The sequence below is a fragment of the Mesorhizobium sp. ES1-3 genome (assembly GCF_020164795.1).
Classification (GTDB): Bacteria; Pseudomonadota; Alphaproteobacteria; order Rhizobiales; family Rhizobiaceae; genus Mesorhizobium.
On record NZ_JAIUGW010000001.1, the window covers coordinates 592877 to 614938 of the forward strand.

Here is a 22062-nt window from a genome sequence, read left to right on the forward strand (position 1 = left end):
AAGCACTGAATGCTCGCACCCGGGTGATCGATGAGCCAGACTGGGCTCGGCCCGCTCGCGAGAGCAACGGCGCTGTGCTACCTCACCACGCGCTTCTCGAGCTTGCGGGCCAGAGTACGCCGGTGAAGGCCAAGCCGGCGCGCCGTTTCGGAGATGTTGAAGCCGGTTTCGACCAGCGTTTCGTGGATGCGCTCCCATTCCAGATTCTTGATCGAGGTGGGCCGGCTGGAAAGCGGTACGGAAACATCGCCCTCGGCACGGCCGAAGGCGGCTTCGATGTCATCGGTATTGGCGGGTTTCGCCAGGTAATGGCTGGCGCCGAGCTTGATCGCCTCGACCGCCGTGGCGATGCTGGCAAACCCCGTCAGCACGACGATCTTCATCGAAGCATCGCGGGCGCTGAGCAGCTTGACGCACTCCAGCCCGGAGCCGCCGGCTCCAAGCTTGAGATCAACGACGGCGTAAGCCGGAACAGTTTTTTCGAGGGCGCCGAGCAATGCCGCCCTGTCGTGGCAGACGACGACGTCGTAGTCGCGCTTTTCGAAGGAGCGCTTCAGCGTTTTCGCGAAGGTCGCGTCGTCCTCGACGATAAACAGGGATCGATCAAACGTCACGATCATCTCCATCGGTCAGTGCCGCCAGCGGTAGCGAAAGGGTAACACAAGCGCCCTGCTCCATATTGCGCGCCGAAAAATCGCCTCCCAGTTTCCGGACCACGTTCATGACGAGGAACAGACCAAGACCACCGCCTGGCCGTCCCTTGCTCGACATATAGGGTTGGCCAAGTGCTGCCAGAATACCCTCGTCGAAACCCGGACCGCGATCGCACACGGAGATCATCAGCTTGTCGCCTTGCCGCTCGGCAGTCACGCCGACCCAATCCTGCGATGCTTCCTGGGCATTGTCGAACACATTGAAGATGACCTGCTTCAGCGCCGTGTCTGACACGATCTGCTCGTCCGGGGCGAAATCGTTCTTGTATTCCAGCTTGAATGGCTGGCGACTGATGCGCCATTCCTCGACCAGATCGTCGAGGAAATCGCGAATGGTCGTGCGTATCGTCCCCTCGCCCCTCGCCTGGCCGGAAGACATCAGGATTCCGGACACGATGCGCTTGCAGCGCTCGATCTGCGCCTGCATTTCGGCCACGTCGGCCGCCAGTTCGCGGTTGCGCGCAAGGGTGCGCAAGTGGCGCCAGTCGGACAGGATGACGGATATCGTGGCTAGCGGCGTGCCCAGTTCGTGCGCGGCTCCGGAGGCCAGCAAGCCCATGCGCACGATGTGGTCCTCCTCGGCCGAGCGCTGGCGCAGATCGGCGAGATAGGCGTCGCGCTCGCGCAGATTGCGGTTGATGCGCGTCATGAAGATCACGATCAGCCCGGCCGCCAGCACGAAGCAGATGAACATGCCCCTGATATGCAGGGACAGGAGATCGCTGCCGCCATGATGCGGGATGGCGATCGGCTGGAAGAGAAAGATGAGCAAGACGAAGCAGGCCGAGGCAGCCGCCACGAGAATCCAGGTAAACCTTGGCGTCAGCAGTGCCGCGCCGAGCGTGATCTGCAAGAGATAGAGCGATACGAACGGATTGGACGCGCCGCCGCTCAGGTAAAGCTGCGTCGTCAGTGCCGCCATGTCGAAGATGAGTGCGATGAAGAGCTGGGTGTTGCTGATAGGCCTGATACCGCGCAGGACCAGCAGGCTGAAGATGTTGAGGCCCACCAGAAAAAGCACCACCCCGGCCATCTCCCCCAGCGGCAGCGGGATATCGAACCAGTATTCCGTCGCCAGAATGGTGAGCACCTGACCCGCCACCGCCAGCCAACGCAGTTGGATGAGCAGGAACAGATTCTTCCTGTTCGTCGCATCGGTATGCGATACTGTCCCGTTCTTGCCGGCAAGGGATGCCGCCACCAGGGATTTGTCATGGTGAAGCTCTTGCGTGGGAACGCTCATCTCGTGGGTCCTTGCCGCTGGCGGTGGCCGATCATCGGCCTGGCCAGGGCAATGGCGAGCATCGCAGCGAGCGTGAACCAGGTCAAAGCATAGATCAGATGGCTGTTGCGGAAAGTCACGACGGTCAGCCCGCCGCGCGGCCAGCCCTCGATGTCGGATGCTTCCGCATCGACGAAATAGGGAGCGACATTGATCGTCAACCCGCGCGCGGTTGCGATAGCGGCGACGTCTCGCGAATACCAGCGATTGCCCATGGCGTCGTTCTTGCGCAGGAATCCTCCGCCGGGTTCGCTCATGCGCAACAGCCCGTCAATGACGGCCGGCGCGGTTCGACCGCCCCTCTCCCGTTCGAACTCAGCCTTGCGCTCCTGGGGAATGAACCCGCGGTTGACCAGCACGACGAAACCACTGTCGGTTCGCATCGGCGTCAGCACCCAATAGCCGCCGCCAAGCTCCGTCACCGCCCGAACCAGCGTGTTGGCGCCGCCCAGATAGCGCCCCGCCAACCGCACATGGCGGTATTCGTAACCGGCCGCGGTGATGCCGTTCCAGCTCTGCGGGCCAGGCGCATCGACAACCGGGGCATGAATGCGCTGGTCGACACGGGCGATCAGATCGAGTTTCCAGACCCGCCTTTCCAGCTGCCATATGCCGAGCCCGACAAACACCAGCACGCCGAGAAGTCCGAGCAGCACAAGGACAAGGCGCGACGCGGACGATCCGCCGGCGTCCTCTTGCGGGGCGGGACGCGAGCCAATGCCGGTTTGTCCGATCGCCTCGATGATGGTCCTCCCAGAGCCCGCCGCCGGGCTCATGGCATCTCGCGCATGTCGTGCAGTCCCGGCATCATGTTGGCGTTGAGATGGTACATCACCCAGAGCGAACCGGTCAGCACGATACCGACCAGGATCAACGTGAAGATCAGCGCCAGCATCGACCATCCGCCTTCCGAGGCGGTGTTCATATGCAGGAAGAAGACCATGTGGACCACGATCTGCACGACGGCGAAGGCCATGATGACGATGGCCGTGGCCTGCTTGTCGTCGATGGCGCCGGTCATGACCAGCCAGAATGGAATGGCGGTCAGGATCGCCGACAGGACGAAGCCGGTCAGATAGCCCCGGAACGATCCGTGTGCCGCTCCACCATGGGCGTGGCCGTGACCCTCGGCATGATCATGAGCGCTCATCGCAACATTCCCATCAGATAGACGAAGGTGAAGACGCCGATCCAGACGACGTCGAGGAAGTGCCAGAACATGCTGAGGCACATCAGCCGGCGGCGGTTCGCCTTTATGAGGCCAAATCTCGCGACCTGCACCATCAGCGTCACCAGCCAGACGGTGCCGAAGGTGACATGCAGGCCGTGCGTGCCGACCAGCGTGAAAAAGGACGACAGGAACGCGCTGCGCTGCGGCGTGGCGCCTTCATGGATCATGTGCGCGAATTCGTAGAGCTCGATCGACAGGAACGCCAGGCCGAATAGGCCGGTCACGGCAAGCCAGGCTTGCGTCGCCGCCAACCGGCCCTTGTCCATGGTCAGCATGGCGAAGCCATAGGTGATCGAGGACAAAAGCAGCATGGCGGTGTTGACCGCCACCAGATCGAGGTCGAACAGGTCTTTGGGCGCCGGCCCGGCCGCGTAGTTGCCGCCAAGCACGCCATAGGCGGCGAACAGCATCGCGAAGATCAGGCAGTCGCTCATCAGGTAGAGCCAGAAGCCGAGCATGGTGGAGCCGCCTTCGGCGTGCGCATGCTCTTCTTCCAGGTGGAAGACCGGTTCGGTGCCGGCCGTGATTGCCGTCGATGCCATGCTCAAACCCTTAGCCCTGAGCGGCGAGGAGCGTCGTCCTCGCCTCTTCCGTTTGCGTGACTTCGGCCGCCGGAATGTCGAAGTCGCGGTGATAATTGAAGGTGTGGCCGATCGCGGTGGCGATGAGGCAGACGAAGCTCAGCGCCGCCAGCCACCAGATGTACCAGATCAGGCCGAAGCCGAGCGCAACGCTGAAGGCGGCCAGGATGATGCCGGTGCCGGTATTGCTTGGCATGTGGATCGGTTTGAAGCCGGCAAGCGGCCTGACGTAACCGGCCTGCTTCATGTCAAACCAGGCATCGTTGTCGCGAATGACCGGCATGAAAGCGAAATTGTAGGCGGGCGGCGGCGAGGATGTCGACCATTCGAGCGTACGGCCTTCCCAGGGATCGCCGGTCGTATCGGCAAGCGCCTCGCGCCTGCGGATGGAGACGAAGATCTGGATCAGGAAGGCGGCGATGCCGCAGGCGATCAGCACCGCGCCGAAGGCGGCGATGACGAACCATATCTGCAGCGACGGGTCGTCGAACACACGCATGCGTCTCGTCACTCCCATCAGGCCGAGGACATAGAGAGGCATGAAGGCGAACCAGAAGCCGACCACCCAGCACCAGAACGAGACCTTGCCCCAGAACGGATCGAGCTTGAACCCGAAGGCCTTGGGCCACCAGTAGGCAATGCCGGCGAACAGGCCGAACAGCACGCCGCCGATGATGACATTGTGGAAGTGCGCGATCAGGAAGAGGCTGTTGTGCAGAACGAAGTCCGCCGGCGGCACGGCAAGCAGCACGCCGGTCATGCCGCCGACGGTGAAGGTGAGCATGAAGGCCACCGTCCACATCATCGGCAGTTCGAAGCGGATGCGGCCCCGGTACATTGTGAATAGCCAGTTGAAGATCTTCGCTCCCGTCGGGATTGAGATGATCATCGTGGTGATGCCGAAGAAGGAATTGACGCTGGCGCCGGAGCCCATGGTGAAGAAATGGTGCAGCCAGACCAGGTACGACAGGATGGTGATGACCACCGTGGCGTAGACCATCGAGGTGTAGCCGAACAGGCGCTTGCCGGAGAAGGTCGAGGTGACCTCGGAAAAGACGCCGAACAGCGGCAGGATGAGGATGTAGACTTCCGGGTGACCCCATATCCAGATGAGGTTCACATACATCATCGGGTTGCCGCCGAAGTCGTTGGTGAAGAAGTTCGTGCCGACATAGCGGTCGAGCGCCAGCAGCGAGAGCACCGCCGTCAGCACCGGGAAAGAGGCGACGATCAGCACGTTGGTGCAGAGCGACGTCCAGGTGAAGACCGGCATGCGCATCATCGTCATCCCGGGCGCACGCATCTTGATGATCGTGCATATCAGGTTGATGCCCGACAGCGTCGTGCCGACCCCCGCCACCTGCAGCGCCCAGATATAGTAGTCGACGCCGACGTCCGGGCTGTAGCCGATGCCGGAGAGCGGCGGATAGGCGAGCCAGCCGGTGCGGGCGAATTCGCCGACGAACAACGATGCCATGACCAGGATGGCGCCGCCGACCGTCATCCAGAAACTGAAATTGTTGAGGAAAGGGAAGGAGACGTCGCGCGCGCCGATCTGCAGCGGCACGACGAAGTTCATCAGCCCGGTGACGAAGGGCATCGCCACGAAGAAGATCATGATGACGCCGTGGGCGGTGAAGATCTGGTCGTAGTGGTGTGAGTTCAGGTAGCCCTCGGAGCCATTGAAGGCGATGGCCTGCTGGAGCCGCATCATGATGGCGTCCGAGAAGCCGCGCAGCAGCATGACGAGGCCCAGCACCATGTACATGATGCCGATCTTCTTGTGGTCGACGCTGGTGAACCATTCGCGCCAGAGGTAGCCCCACAGCTTGAAATAGGTGATGACGCCGAGAAGCGCGATGCCACCGAGCGCCACCGCGACGAAGGTGGCGACGACGATCGGCTCATGCAGCGGCAGCGACTCCCAGGTGAGGCGGCCGAAAATGAATTTGGTCAGCGTATCGGGCATCGGCTGTCTCTCACAATTCACGCCGCAGCAGGCCGAGGGTCGGCGTATCCGCCTCCGCGCTACGGCTGTCGGTCCCTGGCCGGAGCAATCCCGCCCCGCGAAGCGGGGACAGGTTCTTCGCCGGCCAATAGGTCGGCCAGGCATCGCGGGACGCGCGCGAGACCGCAGCAGCCTCCTCAGCCGTGCAGATGCTGGCGACATAGGAGGGATTGTTTCCGAACACCGCGCCGCGCCGGGCGAGCTTGTCGTATTGCAGCGGCAAGGTGTTGCGCACACCCGCAAGACCGAGACCACCCTTGGCGTCGATCGACATCATCTCGTTCATGCACATCTTGCCGCGCTCGACGCACAGGTTGAGGATGGCGCCATAAAGGTCGGGATCGACCGAGGCGTAGTGCCGGACCGGTTCGTTCTCGCTCGGCTTTTCGAGCTCGAGATAGCTGTCGCGGTTAAGCGCCGCCGACGCTGTCCTGGCCTGTGCCACCCACTGGTCGAAGGCCTCATCGGACAGACCGTGGAAGGCGAAGCGCATGCCCGAAAAGCCGGCACCGCTGTAGTTGGCCGAGAAGCCGCTATAGGTACCCTGCCGGTTGATGACGGCGTGCAGCTTCGTCTCCATGGCCGGCATGGCGTAGATCTGCCCGGCTAAGGCTGGAATGTAGAAGGAATTCATCACCGCCGACGAGGTGATGCGGAAATCGATCGGCTGGTTGACCGGCGCCGCCAGCTCGTTCACGGCGGCGATGCCGTAATCCGGATAGATGAACAGCCATTTCCAGTCGAGCGCCACGACCTCGACCCTGAGTGGCTTGTGCAACTGGGTGACGGGCTGGCCGGCTTCGATCCGGTCGATCCGGCGGTATGGGTCGAGCAGGTGCGTGCCGAGCCAGGTCAGCGCGCCAAGGCATATGATGATCAGGAGCGGTGCTGCCCAGATCACCAGTTCCAGTTTCGTCGAATGATCCCAGTCCGGCGCATAGGTCGCCGAAGCGTTGGATTGCCGGTAGCGCCAGGCGAAAAAGACAGTCAGCGCCATGACCGGCACGATGATGATCAGCATCAGCAGGGTCGAGACCACCAGCAGGTCGCGCTGCTGGGCCGCGACATCGCCCGCCGGCGCGAGCACCACCATATCGCAGCCACTCAACAGCCCGGCCAGGGGAAGCAGAAGCAAGGCTCCAAATCGTTTCATCAGACGCTGCCCTCGATGGACCTCCGCAACGCGTTGGAATGTTGCAGTGCGGTATCGATCAAGGGCTACTGCCGGCGGCGGCGCGGTGACATTGGACAATTTGTCCAATGCCCAGCCGGGATAGGTCTGGCACAGTGTGCAGCGCACAATGGGATTGCCGCAATTGGGTCCCAGATATTTCATTCCACGCGGTGGCGACGGATAAGATGGCTCATACTTCGACTGGCGAAACAAACAGCGGGCTGATCGGCTCGGACCACGGCCAGGTCAGCGCGGGCGATATCGCGGTCGGCGTGATCGTGGGCAGGACGTCGGAATTCTTCGACTTCTTCGTCTATGCGATAGCGTCCGTCATCGTGTTCCCCAAACTGGTGTTTCCCACGCACGATCCGCTCGTCGGAACGCTCTACTCCTTCGCCATCTTCGCGCTGGCCTTCATCGCCCGTCCGTTCGGCTCCGTCCTGTTCATGGCCGTCGATCGCGCCTACGGTCGCGGTGCGAAACTGACGATCGCGCTGTTCCTGCTCGGCACCTCGACCGTCGCCATCGCGTTCCTTCCCGCCTATGGCGATATCGGCGCGGTCGCTATCTGGCTTTTGGCACTGGCCCGCATCGGGCAGGGCGTGGCGCTCGGCGGGACGTGGGACGGCCTACCCTCGCTGCTGGCACTGAACGCGCCGCGGAACCGGCGCGGCTTCTATGCCATGATCCCGCAACTGGGCGCGCCGATCGGCCTCATCGTGGCCAGCGCCCTCTTCGCCTTCTTCGTCGCCAACCTGTCGGCCGACGACTTCCTTGCCTGGGGCTGGCGCTATCCCTTCTTCGTCGCGTTCGCCATCAATGTCGTGGCCCTGTTCGCCAGGCTGCGCATCGTGGTGACGCCCGAATTCTCGAAACTGTACGAGAGCGGCGACCTGCAGCCGACGCGCATAAGGGACACGATCAGGACCGAAGGCCGCAACGTCGTCGTCGGCGCCTTCGCGCCGCTGGCGAGTTTCGCCCTATTCCATATGGTGACGGTGTTTCCGCTTTCCTGGGTGTTCCTGTTCACCAAGGAGGGGCCGGCGCGCTTCCTGGCGATCGAGGCGGTGAGCGCGCTGTTCGGCATCGCGGCCATCGTCGCGTCGGGTCCACTTGCCGATCGCGTCGGACGCCGTGCGCTGCTCGGCGGTTCGGCGATCGCCATCGCGACGTTCAGTGGCTTTGCCCCGCAGCTCCTGGATGGCGGCACCGTTGGCGAGGCCCTGTTCATGGTGCTGGGCTTCATCCTGCTGGGGCTGAGCTTCGGGCAATCGTCGGGTGTCGTCGCATCGAGCTTTTCGCGACAGCATCGCTATACCGGCTCGGCGATAACCTCGGATCTTGCGTGGATGTTCGGCGCTGGCTTCGCGCCGCTCGCAGCTCTCTTGCTGGCCGGCAATTTCGGCCTCATCGCGGCGGGCGCCTACCTACTCTCGGGTGCGGCCTGCACCTTGCTTGCCTTGTGGATCGATGGACGGCGTCCGGTCTCGGACCGTCCGGCCGACTGAAAAACCAGAGCTTGCAGAAGGTTCGACGCAGTCGCCCTGCCGGTCAGCGGAACATCGAACCGCCATCTACGTCGAGCGCCGCGCCATAGACGAAGCTCGCGGCGTCGGAGCATAGGAACAGGATCGCGGCAGCCATGTCGTCGGGCCGGCCCATGCGGCGTATGGGGAGATTGGCCGCGATGCGATCCTTCAGGGCCGGGTCGATGTGGGAATGCATCGGCGAATCGGTCGGTCCCGGATTGAGGGCGTTGATGCGCACCGCCTTGCCCGCCAGTTCGCGCGCGACCGACTTCACCAGCGACAGCGTGCCGGCCTTCGAGGCCGCATAGGCCGTGTCGGCGATAAGGCCACCGCCGCCATGCACGCCGGCGTCCGATGCCACGCAGACGATGTTTCCCCCACCGCTGCCCTGCATGCGCTGCACCGCCCCCTGGACGGTGAAGAAGGTGCCCAGCAAATTGACGCCGAGCACGTGCTGCCAGTGCGCCCAATCCTGGTCCGGGATTCGCTTGGCGGTGATGATCGCGGCGCAGGTGACGACGTTGTCGAGCCGTGCCAGCCTGGCATCGCAATAGTCGAACATATGCTTGATGCTGTCGGGATCGCCCATGTCTGCCACCACCTTGTGCGGTGTCCCGGCCATCCCACCCAGCTCGTCATGGCGCCTTGCAAGGCCTTCCGCGTCACGGTCGCACATCACGACCTCGGCCCCTTTGGAGAGGAATGCACGGGCGGTTTCGAAACCCATGCCGCTGGCGGCACCGGTCACCAGCACGGTCTTGCCGGCAAAGCTGTCCTGGGCAAACGTGGCGTACGCGTCGGTCATGATTTCTCCATAAGCTGAAAAACGGATTTGCCGGCCATAGGCAAGGCCCGTTGCGCCGGCGCGAGCCGGTTCAGGCCTTCAGATGCAGAGTCACCAGCACGGTACACTCGGCGCCACCGTCGAACCGTGCCGCGACACGCAGCCAGTTGCCGAAATGGGCAAGCCGCGCCATCGCCACGGCGTCGCGCTCCTTCGGCATGGGAAATTCGGTGCCCTCGCGCAGCCAGTGCATGCCGTCCGGCGAGACCTCGACCCATGCCGAGCCGGTGGGGCCGACGGGTTGCTTGAGCGCCCGCACGAAGAAGATCGCCTCTCGCGCCCATCCCGCCTCATAGGGCTCGCTGGCGGCTTCGCCATGCCAACGCTCGTTGCGCGAGACGACCGCGGTGATGTTCTCGGGCAGCATCAGAAATCTCCCGAAATGCAGATGGAATCGACGTAGAGAAAGGCCCGTTTGGCGACGTCGGTTTCAGCGAAAAGGCCGAAATTGAGCATGCACCACAGGTTCTTCATCGCCGGAATGCGGATCGAATCGAAGCCTGTGAGATCAAAGCTGCGATCGTTGCAGCGCAGCCCGAGCGCCGTCATCGTTGCCAGATCGAAATCGAAGCACAGATACGTCCAGTTCACCTTGGTGGGGATTTCATTGTAGCAGAGGCGCTGCGATCCGCCGGGAAGATCGGTCCAGCCCTCCGGCGACAGATGGTAGTGGCTGATCGTCTTGTTGTCGGTGCCGATCGGCGTGATCCTTTCGGTCTCGCGCTTGTACTGCCATTTCTGCAGGTGCTGGCCGTCGAGCGCGTTCAAAAAGCGCAGATGCGGCATGACACGATCATTGTTGCTGTTGCCGTCCTGGTCTCCACCCTGCAGATCGAAGAGGAGGCCGACGGATCGCACGTCGGTTTCGGACAGCTTGAGCGTGTTGGCCTCCGGCTTGAAGGTAAAATACACTTCGAAACGGATCGGCCCGCGCTTGCGGAATGTGTGACGTTTGATGGCGACGTTGCGGGCCCCCGCCACCGGGCGTGTCGCGATCTTCAGCGCATAGGACGAATCCATCCCGCCATGCGAGCCGGCGTCCCAGTGCGCGAGCGTCGACAGCATCGCGCTGGTGTGCTGCGCGTAGCCCGGCAGCATGGTGTCGAGATCGTCCTCGTAATTGCCGACAAGCTGGGACCAGCCGCAGTGGCCGCGCGCGAAATTGTCGAACGACAATATCCGTGGCAGCGGATCGAAACGGCTGAGCGCGGGGTCCGCGCGCAGCAGCGCCAGGCGCATCGCCTCCGTCAGGTCGCCGGTCTGGTTTGGAGCCTGGTTCTTCATCTGGTCTTCGGCCTCATTCGGCTTTCAGTTTCTTGACGGCATTCCAGTCGATTTCGATGCCGAGCCCGGGTTTTTGCGGGACATCGAGCGTGCCGTTCTTCTGCCTGAGGCAGCCGGGCGCGAGATCGGCCAGATGCGTCTTGAACGGGCTGGCGTCGCACTCGCATTCCATCACGCCGAAGTTCGGCATCGCGGCAGCCAGATGAACGCTTGCCGTCTCGCAGACGATGCCGGACATGCCGATATGCGGAGCGTAACGGACGTCGTGCGCGGAGGCGTAGTCGGCCATGCGGCGCGTCTCGGAGATGCCGCCCGCGCGCGCCACGTCGGGCTGCAGGACCGACAGTGTGCGGTTGGCGATCAGGCGTTGCGCCTGGTCGAGGGTGAAATTGCTCTCGCCCGCGGCCAGCGGTACGTCGCAGCGCCGGCGCAGTTCCTCATAGCCCTGCTCGTTTTCCGGCTGCAGCGGCTCCTCGAACCAGAAATAACCATTTGCCGAAAGCGCGCGGCCGACCTCGACGGCCTCGTCCAGATCGTAGGCCCAGTTCGCATCGACACAGAGCCCGATCGCGTCTCCGGCCCGCTTGCGAATGCGCTCGATGCGTTTGCAGGCGTCCCGCACGGGGCGGGCCATCTTGACCTTGATGCGTGTAAAACCCTCGGCGACATAACGGTCGAGCTCGGCGTCGGCGGCCTTGTCATCGACCCAGTTGACGGCCGCCGCGTAGACATCGATGCGATCACGTCCGACGCCGCCAAGAAGTTTCGGGATCGGCTGTCCGGTCGCCTTGCCCAGTATATCCCATAGCGCGATATCGACGCCGGCGATGGCCTCGATCAGCATGCCACCTGCCCTGCCCGACAGCGCGCGGCGCATCGACTGCCACAAGGCGCCGATGTTGCGCGCGTCCTGGCCGAGCAGGCGCGGCCTGAGCGAGCTTTCGATCAACTCGACATAAGCCTTGGGTGAAAATCGAGCCAGGGTTTCGCCGACCCCGACAATGCCGTCGATGGTGCGCACTTCGACCAGAACCAGCGAGACCTTTTCGTAGACGCCCCATGACGTGACCGTGGGCCTGGGCAGCGTCTGACTGAGGGGATGGGCTATCACCTCGGCAATCTTCAGCGGCCCCGCCGCGGTTGGATCGCTCATGCGCATCGATACCAGACTTCCCTCGTCCCTGCGGATGGCCCGTCATAACGCTCACTTATAAACTTAGCAACCAGAAAACTTAGTTGCTATGTTTGAGGCAATTGTGCTAGGCAGCCAAAAGAGGATCCCGAATGGCCGCAGAAACAGCACGCAAATCGATTTTCGCCGTGAAGCCCGCGAGCCCATCGCGCCTTGCTGATGGCGTCTCGGATGCAATCGCCGCGGCCCTGTTCGACGGACGCATCGCCCCTGGCGAGGCGTTGCCGCCGGAAGGCGAGATCGCCAGGGAGTTCGGCGTCTCCAAACCGATTGCGCGCGAGGCGCTGCGCCAATTGACCAGCGCGGGCCTGGTCTCGACGCAGCAAGGCAAGGTCGCGCGCGCCAAGGCACTGAGCGGCGAGCCGATGGACCGCATCTACGCCTATGCGGTCCGCTCGAGCCTGATGCGGCTGCAAGAAGCCAACGAGATGCGCCGCGTCATCGAGGTCGGCATCGCCCGGCTGGCCGCCGAGCGCCGCGATCCCAGAGGGTTGGAAATGATGCGGCAGGCCGTGCTCGACATGCACGCCGGCATCGGCAGGCCAGACGATTTCACGCAAGCAGACATCATGTTCCACCTCGGCCTTGCGACAGCCACTGGAAATTCCATGATCCGCATCCAGATGGAAGGGATGCGGTCGGTCCAACGGGAGGTTTCGGAACTGTTCTCGCGACGTTCCAATCGCAGCGAAGCGGATTGGCGCGCCACCGTCGAACGGCACAAGGCAATCCATGACGCAATCGCGGCGGGCGACACCGATCTCGCCGACCGACGCATCCACGAGCACTTCGACGCGGCCGACATCGCCTCGTTCGAGGTCGCGGACAAACTCGGGGAGCCGTCGCGGTGAGCCATGACCGTTTTTCCCTGGCTGGTCGTCGAGCGCTGGTGACGGGCGCCAGCTCCGGCATCGGGCGTGCGGTTGCGATTGCCCTTGCGCAGCAAGGGGCCTCGGTCGCGCTGCACCATTTCGGCGACGCCGCCGGCGCGCGCGACACGGCGGCGGCCATCGGCCCCGGAACCGCGGTCATCGAGGCCGATTTCACCGACAGCAGGGCAATGTCGGCCTTTGCGGACGAGGTCGGCGACGGCCCCATCGACATCCTGGTCTCGAACGGCGCGATCGAGCGGCGCCGGGCATGGAACGAGGTCGACGAAGCGCATATCCAGGCGCATGTCGCGGCCAACTTCACGGCGCTGCTCACCTTGGCCGGCCGGCTGGTTCCAGCCATGGCAAAGCGCGGATGGGGGCGCGTGGTGGCGACCGGCAGCGTGATGGCGAGGCGCCCACGCGCCGAGACCATCGTCTATGCATCGCTGAAGGCCGCGCAACTGACGGCCGTGCGCGCCATGGCGCGTGAAGTCGCGCCGCATGGCGTCACCATGAATGTTGTATCGCCCGGCGCGATCGAGACGGAAGCAACTGCCGAGCGTTACCGGGACGCCGCTTTCCGCCAAGCGGTCGCGGCGAAGATTCCCGCCGGACGCCACGGTCAGCCCGAGGACGTCGTCGGCGCTTTCGTTTTCCTGTGCAGCGATGCCGCCCGTTACATCACCGGCGCCGACATCCCCATCGATGGCGGCTGGACGATCGGCGACGCGCCCGGTGCCCTGCCAGGAGCGCCAGCATGACCACACGCCGCCGCTTGCAGGGCGATTGATATCGCACCCGCAGTTGTTGATCGGACAATCAATGTTTCGGGAGGAAATAATGAAGACCGCAATCAAGCTCGCACTATCGGCCGTGGCGCTGTGCGCCCTGTCGGCACAGTCGCTGGCCCAGGAACTCCGGATGACCGTGTGGACCGGCAGCGAGGCCCATCTCAAGATGCTGAACGGCATCGCCGCGGGCTTCATCGCCAAGCATCCGGGCGTGACGGTGAAGTTCGAGACCGTTCCGGTTGCCGACTATACGCAGAAGCTCACCTTCCAGGTCGCCGGCGGCAACGCCCCAGATATCGCCTGGATGATGGAGGATGCCGCACCAGCCTTCGAGAACGCCGGCCTGCTCATGGACATCGGCCCGACGCTGAAGGCTACCGAGGGATACAATTTCGAGGATTTCTCCGAGCCGGCGATGGCGCTCTGGCAGAAGGATGGCAAGGTCTATGGCGTGCCGTTCTCGACCTCGCCTTTCCTGATCTACTACAACAAGGACATGTTCGACAAAGCGGGTCTCGAAGACCCCAACCAGCTCGCCGCCAAGGGCGAGTGGAACATGCAGAAATTCCAGGAGGTCGCCAAGAAGCTCACCCAGGCCAATCCCGGCAAATGGGGCTTCGAGTTCAAGGACGGCGAAGGCTACGCATCGCGCATGACGCACGCTTTGCTGCCGCCCGTGCGCGCCTATGGCGGCGATCTATGGGCCAACGGCCAGTGCGGCCTGGACAAGCCGGAAGCGGTGGCCGCGATCAAGCAGCTGCACGACATGGTGTTCAAGGACAAGTCGATCGTGCCGCCGGGAGAACAGGGCGACTATTTCTCCGGCAATTCGGCGATGACCGTGAACCAGATTTCGCGGGCCTCGAAGATGCCCGAGGCGGGTTTCAAATGGGGCATCGCACCGCTGCCTTCGGGGCCGGCCGGCGAGGCTCCCGTCATCGGTCAGGCCGCGCTGACCGTCTTTGCATCGGGCAAGAACAAGGAGCTCGCCGTGCAACTGGTTGCCGAGATGACCAGCAAGGACAATGTGGCTGTCATGGCGCAGTTCTTCCCGCCCGCCCGCAAGAGCGTTCTGGAGAGCGACGCCTTCATCAATTCCAACAAGCTGATCCCGCCCGAGCAAATGAAGAGCGTGGCAGCCGCGATCGTCAACGGCCGCGTCCACCCCTCGCATGAGCATGTGCCGCAGATCTTCGCGGCGATGGCGCCGCGCGTCGACGCATTATGGCGGGCCGACGCCAATGTCGAAGAGGCACTGAAGGGCGTCTGCGCCGCCATCCAGCCGCTGCTCTGACACAGGGCTCCGCTTCGTGACTGGCAAGGCATACCGGGGCAATGCGGCGCGCCCACCGAGCGCGCCGTGGCTGACCCTGAAAACCAGGGAAATGCTGGAAGCGTGGCTGTTCGTCAGCCCGACCCTGATCGGCTTCCTGATCTTCTTCCTTGGGCCGCTGGCCGCCATTTTCTATTATTCGACGACCGAGTGGAACCTGCTCAGCCAGCAGGCGACATTCGTCGGGCTCCGCAATTTCCACAATGTCCTGCTGGAGAACCCCGACTTCTGGCATGTCGTGCGCAATTCCGTGATCTTCGCGCTGGGGCTGGTGCCCCTGAACATGGCGCTGGCGCTCTCGCTTGCGCTTGCGCTGGCGCTGTCGCGGCCGTTCTTCGGCGTCGTCTTCTTTCGGACGGTTTTCTTCGCGCCGGTGGTCACGTCGGCGATCGCCTGGGCGATCGTCTGGAAATTCATGCTGCAGGGTGAAGGTGGCGCCGTGAACCAGATGCTTGCCTGGATCGGCATAGACGGTCCGAACTGGCTGCGGGAGCCCAACTGGGCGATGGCTGCGGTCATCGTCACCCGTGTCATCAAGATGGTCGGGCTCAACATGATCCTCTACATCGCGGCGCTGCAATCGATACCGCGCGACTATGAGGAGGCCGCGAAGCTGGAGGGTGCGTCGCGCTGGCAGGTCTTCCGCATGATCACATGGCCGCTGCTTGCGCCAACGACGCTCGTCATCATGGTTCTGACGACGATCGGTTCGTTCAAGGTATTCGACCACATCTACCAGATGACCGGTGGCGGCCCGGAAAACGGCACGCTGGTGCTGGCGTTCTACATCTACCAGCAGGGCTTCAAATTCTTCAACGTCGGCTATGCGGCGGCGCTGGCGCTGATCATGTTCGTCATCGTCATGGCGCTGACCCTCGTGCAGGTGACGCTGCGACGGAGGGACATGGAGTGAGCCCGCGCCTGACCGAAATCCTGTACCGCATCTGCTGGACCATCGTGCTGCTGTTGCTGGCGGTGCCTTTCATCTTCCCGTTCTTGTGGATGATTTCCGGCGGCTTCAAGAGCACCACCGAAATCTTCGGCACGCCGACCTTGATCCCCCGCGTCTGGCGCTTCGAGAATTTTGTGGAAGTGTTCGCCTATCAGCCTTTCGCGCGGCAGTATTTCAACTCGCTCTACATTGCCGCGACGGTGACGGTGCTGACCTTGTTCATCGCCTCGCTCGCCGGCTACGCACTGGCGCGCATCCGCTTTGCCGGCGCCGGTCTTTTGATGCTGTTCCTGGTAATGGCGCTGATGGTGCCGGAAGAGGTCACCATCATCCCGAACTTCTTCCTGATCCGCGCCATGGGTCTGATCGACACGCACTGGCCGCTCATCCTGCTGCCGGTGTTCGGGCCGCAGGGCGTAGTGGCGACGTTTCTGATGCGCCAGTTCTTCCTGGCGCTGCCCAAGGAGCTCGAGGAGGCGGGCAAGATGGACGGACTGTCGCGCTTCGGCGTCTGGTTGAAGATCGCGCTGCCCATGTCGCGGCCGGCGCTTGCCGCGGTCGCGATCATCACTTTCCTGCATTCGTGGAACCTGTTCCTCGAACCGTTGATCTTCCTCAGTTCGCTGGAGAAGTTCACGCTGCCGCTGGCGCTGTCCAATTTCAACGACAGCTACGGCCTGCCCCTGTGGAACCTGCAATTGGCGGCGACGAGTCTGGCCGTGGTTCCCATCCTCATCATCTATCTGATCGCCCAGCGCCAGATCATCGAGAGCTTCGCCCTCTCCGGCGTCAAGGGATAAGGGAAGTCATGACAAAGGTTCTGCTCAAGGACATTCGCAAGAATTTCGGCACGGTCGAGGTCATCCGCGGCGTCGATCTCGAGATCGAGGATGGCGAGTTCGTGGTCTTCGTCGGACCGTCGGGATGCGGAAAGTCGACATTGCTGCGGCTGATCTCCGGCCTGGAGCATATCAGCGACGGCGAACTCCACATCGGCGGCCACCTGGTCAACGAGGTGCCGGCGGCCAGGCGCGGCGTCGCCATGGTGTTCCAGTCCTACGCGCTTTATCCGCACCTGACGGTCCGCGACAACATGGGCTTCGGCCTCAAGGTCCGCAAGGTGCCGGCCAGCGAACGCGCCCGCCGCGTTTCGGAAGCCGCCGCGACGCTGAAGCTCGAACCGTTGCTCGACCGATTCCCGCGTCAGTTGTCGGGTGGCCAGCGCCAGCGCGTGGCCATCGGCCGGGCCATCGTCGGCAATCCGGACGTCTTTCTTTTCGACGAGCCGCTCTCGAACCTCGATGCCGAATTGCGCGTCCACATGCGCTCTGAGATCGCGGCGTTGCACCAGCGCCTGTCGACGACGATGATCTATGTGACCCACGACCAGATCGAGGCCATGACGCTTGCCGACAAGATCGTGGTTTTGCGCGACGGCAGGATCGAACAGGTCGGCTCGCCCCGCGATCTCTACGACAGCCCGCAAACCGTCTTCGTCGCCCAGTTCATCGGCAGCCCCAAGATGAACGTCCTGCCGCTCGCCGACGGACAGCCGATCGCGCTTGGCGCATCGGTTTCCGCGATGGCCACATCGGTCGGCATTCGACCCGAGCACCTGTCGCTGGGCCAGCCCTCGAACACCACGTTGCGCGGCAGGGTAAGGCTGGCTGAATACACCGGCGCCGTCACGCTCCTCCATGTCGAGCTGGACGGGGGCCAGACATGCCTCGTCATCCACAATCAAGGACCGACGCCCGAAACCGGCGCCGAGGTCGGCCTGCTGGCCGAGCCCGGGCATCTGCATTTCTTCGACAAGGAAGGACGGTCGGTCTGATCTGCCGCGCCCCCCGCGCGGTTCTATTCCGCCGCCAGCGCGGCGACTTCCCGCCGAAACGGCAATGCGTCGCCGATGTCGGGTTCGTCCAGCTCGCGGGCGAAGCGGTGGCCGGCATAGGTTGCCCAGGCGATGGGTCCCGGTGCTTCGGCATCGCCGATGACCTTGACCGAACGGATGCCGTTGCCGGCCCACTCGTTTTCCCGGGCCTTGAGATCGCGCCAAACGGCGTCGTCCTGATTGCGCGACGTGACCAGGACGACGGCATCGGCGGTTAGATCATGTTTCGCGCCGGTGTAGACGCAGGCCGTCGCAACACCACCTGAAGCGATATTCACGACGGTCCTGTTGAGCACGATATCGACCCCGAGTTCAGCCAGGCGGCGGTGAATGGCCCCTTGCTCCAGCGTGTTGCGGGTCCAGTCCGAGACATAGGCCGATGGTGTCACCAGGGTCACCTTCGCTCCCTGACGCGCCATCAGTTCGGCCAGAACGCCGCCCATGTAATAGTGGTCGTCGTCGAACAGGACGACCTTGCCGGCCGGAACCTTGCCGGCCATCAGATCGTCGGGTGAGTAGACCGGCATCGCGGCGTCGATCGGCATCGCCACGACATGGGCACGCGCGACGCCATCGCGGCGCCAGGTCGATCCGGTGGCGATGGCGATGTTCTGGAAACCGAAGGACAGGATGTCATCCGCTGACAGCCGGCTTTCGAAATAGATGTCGACATCAGGCATCTGGCTGAGCTGATACTGCCGATAGTCGCGCACCCTGCCCCATGCCGATAGGCCCGGCAGTTTGCTTTCGCGAGCCACGCGCCCGCCGAGCTCGGTACCGGCTTCGGCGATGGCCACTTTGTAGCCGCGCAGGCCGAGCGCACGCGCCGCCTCCAGTCCGGCAGGCCCGGCGCCGACGATCAGCACGCTGTCGCTGTGGCCCTTGGCTTGCATGCGCTCCGGATGCCAGCCCTTGCGCCATTCCTCCATGAAGGTCGGGTTCTGCGTGCAGCGCGAGATCGACATGGTCATGTCGCCGGTGATGCAGATGTTGCAGCCGATGCATTCGCGGATGTCGTCGATGCGGCCCTCCTCGACCTTCCTCGGGAGGAAGGGATCGGCGATCGACGGACGGGCGCAGCCGATGAAGTCGAGCGTTCCCGACCTGATCATCCTGACCATCACGTCAGGCGAAGTGAAGCGGCCGACGCCGACGACCGGCTTCGAGGTCAGCTTCTTGATGCCCGACACCAGGCTTTCCTGCGCCGCCTCTTCCTTGAAGCGCGAGGGGCCCGAGCAATCTTCCCAGGCGCCGTGCGCGAGATCCCACAGGTCGGGCAGTTCGGCATGCATCTCGATCATGTCGCGGACTTCCGAATTGGCGAAGCCGAGCTCGCCGATCATCTCGTCCAGCGACAGCCTGAGCGTCAGGCCGCACGTGTCGCCGATCGCGTCGCGCCCTTCCTCGATCAGCTCGCGCATCAGCCGCGAGCGGTTTTCCAGCGAGCCGCCATATTCGTCGCCGCGCTGGTTGGTGGCCGTCGACAGGAAATGCTGGATGATGCCGAAGCCGTGCGCGCCATAGAGGCACACCAGGTCGAAACCCGCCTGCTTCGCGCGTTTGAAGCCATTGCGGTGCCAGCGGCGCAGGTCGCGGATATCCTGCTTGTCCATGGCGCGCGCCTGCACCGGATCGTTGGTGAAGGTGCGGATCGGCAGGGCCGACGGCCCGCGCGGCACCTCCTTGCTGTAGAGGTTGGGGCCGTTGATTCCGGAATAGGCGAGCTGGATGCCAGCCAACGCGCCGTGCTCGTGCATGGCTCGGGCCATCTTGGCCAAGGCCGGAATGTCGGCGTCGTCCCATAGCCGCAGTTCGATGAAGGGCGTGATCTCGGAAGTGTGGTGCATTTCCGTCTGCTCGGTGAAGATGACGCCCCATCCACCTTCCGACTTGATGCGGCGCATTTCTGCTGCCGCGGACGGATCGCGATAGCCGCCGCCATTGCAGTGCGGAACCTGATAGAAGCGGTTCTTGGCCGTTACCGGACCTATCTTCATCGGCTCGAACAGGACGTCGTAGCGTGGATCGCGCATGGTGCTTCCTCCGTACCGGCTCGGCGCTGCCGGTGCTGCCGAGACTACTCATAAGTTGGAGCCGGCGCGGGAAAACTACGGATTTCTTCTGTGCCGATTAGGACGCGCCTAATCGCGCGCCGGCGCGGATTAGTCTGTGTTGAACCGGGGCTGAGCGAAATGCGACTTCAGAGCATCGGCGGCATGATGCTAGACAGCCGGGACCCTACCGAGAGACAGGAAAATGGACAGTATCAGGATCCTCGAACGGCTGATCGCCTTCCCGACGGTAAGCCGCGACTCCAACCTCGATCTGATCGGCTATGCGGCCGACTTGCTCGTGGCGAGCGGCATTGCCTGCCAGATCGTCCACAGCGCGGATGGGCACAAGGCCAATCTCTTTGCCACCATCGGCCCGCCCGGCAGGCCCGGTGTGATGCTCTCCGGCCACACCGACGTCGTCCCCGTCGACGGCCAGAACTGGACGCTGCCGCCGTTCCAAATGACCGAGCGCGACGGCAAGCTTTACGGACGCGGCGCGGCCGACATGAAGGGTTTTGTGGCCTCTGCGCTCGCCGCCTGCGTCAGGGCTTCCAAGATGGCGCTTCGGACGCCGTTGCATCTGGCGCTCTCCTATGACGAGGAGGTCGGCTGCCTGGGCGTGCGTGACCTGATCGAGATGCTGAGCGGGGCGCCGCAACGCCCGTTGCTGTGCATCGTCGGCGAGCCGACCAACATGCAGGTGGCGACCGGGCACAAGGGCAAGCTTGCCGCTCGCGCCGTCTGCAGGGGACGCGAAGGTCATTCGGCGCTCGCCCCGCTGGCGCTCAATGCCATCCACCTCGGGTGCGATTTCGTGCACGCCTTGCGTGACGAACAGGAACGGCTGGCCCGCGACGGCGCCCGCGACGGCGACTACGACATTCCCTACACGACGGTACATGTCGGCAAGATCAATGCCGGCGTCGCGCTCAACATCGTGCCCAACCTCTGCCAGGTCGATTTCGAGATCCGCAACATTGCCGCCGATGATGCCGCCGGCATTCTGGACAGGCTTCGCGACGCCGCGGCGCGCATTGCGCAGGACGCCGCTTCGATCGCTGCCGAGGCCGCGATCGACATCGAGATCACCAACACCTATCCGGGCCTCGACACGCCGGCCGCGTCGGAGGCGGTGGCCTTCGTCAAATCGCTGACCGGTGCCAACGACACGATGAAAGTCGCGTTCGGCACGGAAGGCGGATTGTTCAGCCGCGATCTCGGCACGCCTGCCGTCGTCTGCGGGCCGGGCTCCATGGCCCAGGGACACAAGCCGGACGAATTTGTCAGCGTCGAACAGTTGCGGCGTTGCGACGGGATGCTGGACAGATTGCTGGAACGGCTCACCGATGGCTGGCCGTGAGCCGCATGGCAGCCCTCACTTCACGATCCGTTCGGTGCCGAAGACGCCCTGCTCGACGACGAAGCGGCGGCAGTGGTCGATGAAGGCCTGCACCGTCAGCGTGCGATGCTCGGCGTTCGGCAAGGCAATTCCTATTGTGAGCGGTCGGAGGTCGCCCAGCAAAGGCACGAAGACCAGTAATTTCCCGTCCGGCGACATGGTGTTGAGCGGCCGCATATTGGCGATGCCGTAGCCGAAGCCATTGGCGACCATCGAGCGCATCACGGCGATGTCGCCGGTGCGCTCGACGATCTTGGGCCGCAGGCCCCTGGGCTGGAAAGCCGACAGGAAATATTCCCTGCTGTAGGGCAGATCGAGCAGCACCATCGGCTCATCGACCAGTTCCTCGGGGGTGATGCCTGCCTTTGCCGCCAGGCGATGCGCGGCCGGCAGCATCACATAGGCCGGCAACTGCATCAGCGGCTCGAAGGTCATGTCTTGCGACAGCTCCAGATCGTAGGTCAGCGCGGCGTCTATCTCGCCACGCTGCAGCATCTCGAACAATTGTCCCTGGTTGCGCTCGAATTGCCTGACGCGCACATCGGGATAGGCGTCCTCGAATTTCTTGCGCAACGCCGGCAGCACGATCTGCGCGAAAGTGAGCAGGCAGCCGATCGCCAGCGGTCCGCGCACCTTTTCGGCGATATCGCCGGCAATATCGTGTAGTGCGTCCGCGTCGTTGAGCAGGCGCGCGGCTTCCTTGAGGAACAGGCGCCCGCCCGCGGTCAGCGCCAGAGCATGCGAGTGCTTGCGCACGAAAAGCTGGACACCGAACTCGGCTTCGAGCTGAGCGATCGACGCCGAGATCGACGGCGGCGAGACATTCACCTGCTCGGCCGCCTTGGCGATCGAACCCGCTTCGCCAACGGCGACGAAATATTCGAGCTGTCTGAGCGTGAAGCGGAGCGGCATGGTGGCTATGTTGCCGG

The 22062-nt window shown here is 63.6% G+C and carries 21 protein-coding genes; 8 read left to right on the forward strand and 13 right to left on the reverse strand.

Annotated elements, in window-relative coordinates; translation table 11 throughout:
• Window positions 1-77: 77 nt before the first annotated feature.
• From LB536_RS02780 to cyoA, 7 genes are read right to left on the reverse strand one after another with little or no spacing between them, the layout of a single operon-like run.
• Window positions 78-614: a response regulator transcription factor gene (locus tag LB536_RS02780; RefSeq protein WP_181183042.1), complete on the reverse strand. Its 537-nt coding sequence runs from the start codon at window positions 612-614 to the stop codon at window positions 78-80.
• A complete protein-coding gene (locus LB536_RS02785) occupies window positions 604-1956 on the reverse strand; it encodes an ATP-binding protein (RefSeq protein WP_224590025.1) in 1353 nt (450 codons plus the stop codon). Before LB536_RS02785 ends, LB536_RS02780 begins: the two co-directional genes overlap by 11 nt.
• Complete coding sequence (locus LB536_RS02790) at window positions 1953-2771, reverse strand: SURF1 family protein (RefSeq protein ID WP_224590026.1); 819 nt, start codon at window positions 2769-2771, stop codon at window positions 1953-1955. The genes LB536_RS02785 and LB536_RS02790 overlap by 4 nt, the downstream gene beginning before the upstream one ends.
• Entirely contained in the window at window positions 2768-3145 is a 378-nt protein-coding gene (cyoD, locus tag LB536_RS02795) for a cytochrome o ubiquinol oxidase subunit IV (protein ID WP_224590027.1), read from the reverse strand. The genes LB536_RS02790 and cyoD overlap by 4 nt, the downstream gene beginning before the upstream one ends.
• The gene (gene cyoC / locus LB536_RS02800; protein WP_411966525.1) at window positions 3142-3768 is read right to left on the reverse strand and encodes a cytochrome o ubiquinol oxidase subunit III; all 627 of its coding nucleotides are present in this window, start codon (window positions 3766-3768) and stop codon (window positions 3142-3144) included. Before cyoC ends, cyoD begins: the two co-directional genes overlap by 4 nt.
• A 10-nt stretch (window positions 3769-3778) precedes the next feature.
• A complete protein-coding gene (cyoB, locus tag LB536_RS02805; RefSeq protein WP_224590029.1) occupies window positions 3779-5776 on the reverse strand; it encodes a cytochrome o ubiquinol oxidase subunit I in 1998 nt (665 codons plus the stop codon).
• A gap of 10 nt (window positions 5777-5786) precedes the next feature.
• Window positions 5787-6968 (reverse strand): ubiquinol oxidase subunit II, encoded by a 1182-nt coding sequence (cyoA, locus tag LB536_RS02810; protein WP_224590030.1) that lies wholly within the window; start codon window positions 6966-6968, stop codon window positions 5787-5789.
• Between the two features lie 206 nt (window positions 6969-7174).
• Here cyoA and LB536_RS02815 point away from each other — a divergent pair, with 206 nt between their 5' ends.
• A complete protein-coding gene (locus tag LB536_RS02815) occupies window positions 7175-8497 on the forward strand; it encodes an MFS transporter (protein WP_140812755.1) in 1323 nt (440 codons plus the stop codon).
• A gap of 43 nt (window positions 8498-8540) precedes the next feature.
• On the opposite strand, the gene LB536_RS02820 is transcribed toward LB536_RS02815, so the two are convergent.
• The 4 genes from LB536_RS02820 to LB536_RS02835 all read right to left on the reverse strand — a co-directional run bounded on the left by LB536_RS02820 (window position 8541) and on the right by LB536_RS02835 (window position 11799).
• Window positions 8541-9245, reverse strand: a complete 705-nt coding sequence (locus LB536_RS02820) for an SDR family NAD(P)-dependent oxidoreductase (RefSeq protein WP_246682563.1) — start codon at window positions 9243-9245, stop codon at window positions 8541-8543.
• Window positions 9246-9393: 148 nt separating this feature from the next.
• On the reverse strand, window positions 9394-9729 hold the full coding sequence (locus LB536_RS02825) for a hypothetical protein (RefSeq protein WP_140756572.1): 336 nt from the start codon (window positions 9727-9729) through the stop codon (window positions 9394-9396).
• Window positions 9729-10601 (reverse strand): DUF6772 family protein, encoded by an 873-nt coding sequence (locus LB536_RS02830; RefSeq protein WP_140812778.1) that lies wholly within the window; start codon window positions 10599-10601, stop codon window positions 9729-9731. Before LB536_RS02830 ends, LB536_RS02825 begins: the two co-directional genes overlap by 1 nt.
• A 58-nt stretch (window positions 10602-10659) precedes the next feature.
• Complete coding sequence (locus LB536_RS02835; protein WP_224590031.1) at window positions 10660-11799, reverse strand: mandelate racemase/muconate lactonizing enzyme family protein; 1140 nt, start codon at window positions 11797-11799, stop codon at window positions 10660-10662.
• Window positions 11800-11930: 131 nt separating this feature from the next.
• Here LB536_RS02835 and LB536_RS02840 point away from each other — a divergent pair, with 131 nt between their 5' ends.
• From LB536_RS02840 to LB536_RS02865, 6 genes are all read left to right on the forward strand, one after another.
• A complete protein-coding gene (locus LB536_RS02840; protein WP_140812753.1) occupies window positions 11931-12689 on the forward strand; it encodes a FadR/GntR family transcriptional regulator in 759 nt (252 codons plus the stop codon).
• Complete coding sequence (locus LB536_RS02845) at window positions 12686-13471, forward strand: SDR family NAD(P)-dependent oxidoreductase (RefSeq protein WP_224590032.1); 786 nt, start codon at window positions 12686-12688, stop codon at window positions 13469-13471. The genes LB536_RS02840 and LB536_RS02845 overlap by 4 nt, the downstream gene beginning before the upstream one ends.
• A 79-nt stretch (window positions 13472-13550) precedes the next feature.
• On the forward strand, window positions 13551-14795 hold the full coding sequence (locus LB536_RS02850) for an ABC transporter substrate-binding protein (protein WP_224590033.1): 1245 nt from the start codon (window positions 13551-13553) through the stop codon (window positions 14793-14795).
• 91 nt (window positions 14796-14886) lie between these two features.
• Window positions 14887-15747, forward strand: coding sequence for a carbohydrate ABC transporter permease (locus tag LB536_RS02855; protein WP_263488808.1), 861 nt, complete (start codon window positions 14887-14889; stop codon window positions 15745-15747).
• Window positions 15744-16586 carry a carbohydrate ABC transporter permease gene (locus LB536_RS02860; protein WP_140756568.1) on the forward strand — a complete coding sequence of 281 codons (843 nt, stop codon included), beginning with the start codon at window positions 15744-15746 and terminating at the stop codon, window positions 16584-16586. The genes LB536_RS02855 and LB536_RS02860 overlap by 4 nt, the downstream gene beginning before the upstream one ends.
• Before the next feature lie 8 nt (window positions 16587-16594).
• A complete protein-coding gene (locus LB536_RS02865) occupies window positions 16595-17620 on the forward strand; it encodes an ABC transporter ATP-binding protein (RefSeq protein ID WP_224590035.1) in 1026 nt (341 codons plus the stop codon).
• A 23-nt stretch (window positions 17621-17643) separates the two neighbouring features.
• Here LB536_RS02865 and LB536_RS02870 read toward each other — a convergent pair whose 3' ends face one another.
• Window positions 17644-19713 (reverse strand): FAD-dependent oxidoreductase, encoded by a 2070-nt coding sequence (locus LB536_RS02870; protein ID WP_224590036.1) that lies wholly within the window; start codon window positions 19711-19713, stop codon window positions 17644-17646.
• Between the two features lie 223 nt (window positions 19714-19936).
• On the opposite strand from LB536_RS02870, the gene argE reads away from it, so the two are divergent.
• On the forward strand, window positions 19937-21094 hold the full coding sequence (gene argE, locus LB536_RS02875) for an acetylornithine deacetylase (RefSeq protein WP_224590037.1): 1158 nt from the start codon (window positions 19937-19939) through the stop codon (window positions 21092-21094).
• A gap of 15 nt (window positions 21095-21109) precedes the next feature.
• Here the strand turns inward: argE and LB536_RS02880 are convergent, their stop codons facing one another.
• A complete protein-coding gene (locus LB536_RS02880; RefSeq protein WP_015316459.1) occupies window positions 21110-22045 on the reverse strand; it encodes a LysR family transcriptional regulator in 936 nt (311 codons plus the stop codon).
• Window positions 22046-22062: the final 17 nt, after the last annotated feature.